Source organism: Hymenobacter agri (assembly GCF_054778495.1).
Genome location: NZ_BAAGZM010000934.1, coordinates 1 through 1,181 on the forward strand (window position 1 = coordinate 1; position 1,181 = coordinate 1,181).

Sequence of the window (1,181 nt, forward strand, 5' to 3'; positions counted from 1 at the left end):
GGCGGGCGGGGCCGGGCGGCCGTGCCCACCACGGTATTTGAAGTAACCAGCCTGGGCGATACCAACGTGCCCGGCACCCTGCGCTACGCCCTGAGCCAGTCGGCCACGGCGGCGCCGTCGCGCACCATCGTGTTTCGGGTGTGCGGCACCATTCACCTCACGGCCCGGCTCAGCATTCCGGCCAATACCACGCTGGCGGGCCAGACGGCTCCCGGCGACGGCATTTGCCTGGCCGACCGGCAGGTGCAGGTGACGGGCAATAACGTGCAGGTGCGCTTCGTGCGTTTCCGCCTCGGCGACCGGTACCCGCAGGAATCGGGCCTGGGCATGACCAACGGCAACGGCGACGAGGACGCCTTCGACGGCATCGAGCACAAGAATATCATCGTCGACCACTGCACGATGAGCTGGAGCGAGGACGAGGCATTTACGTTTTACGGGGCCAGTACCGACTCGATGACTTTGCAGTGGAACCTGATTTCGGAGCCGCTGAACTACTCCTACCACTTTGAAACCGGAGATACCGACTATGAGCGCCACGGCTACGGCGGCATCTGGGGTGGGCGGCGGGCCTCGTTCCACCACAACCTGTTTGCCCACTGCAACAGCCGCACCCCGCGCTGGAACGGCACCCGCTACGGCGCCGCCGTGGGCTCGGAGAACTGTGATTTTCGCAACAACGTTCTCTACGACTGGGGCTCGAACAACGTGTACGGCGGCGAGGGCGGCAACTACAACCTGGTGAACAACTACTACAAGTGGGGCCCGAGCACCAGCTCGAAATTCAAAACGGTGAACCCCTACAAGCAAACCACTGCCCCGCTGCTGCCCTACGCCCAGATTTACATGGCCGGCAACTACGTGGATGGCTCGGCCTCCGTCACCAGTCGCAACTGGCTGGGCGCCACCATGCAGGGCGGCACGCTGGCCGACACCACGCAATCGAAAGTGAGCACGCCGTTCAACATTGCGCCGCTGAATACCCAGACCGCGCAGGCCGCCTACACCTCGGTGCTGCAGGGCGTGGGCTGCGTGCTGCCCGTGCGCGACGCCGTGGACCAGCGCATTATTCAGGAAGTGCAGGGCCGCACCGGCGGCATCATCGACGTGCAGGGTGGCTTTCCGGCCCATACGCCCTACAGCACCTCGCAGGGCGCCTGGCCCGTGCTCACATGCGGCCC

The 1,181-nt window shown here is 65.1% G+C and carries 1 protein-coding gene; it reads left to right on the forward strand.

Annotation, left to right across the window (positions count from 1 at the left end; genetic code table 11):
* On the forward strand, positions 1-1,181 hold a 1,181-nt coding region (locus tag ACYVDE_RS23490; RefSeq protein WP_460503951.1), incomplete at both ends, for a pectate lyase family protein.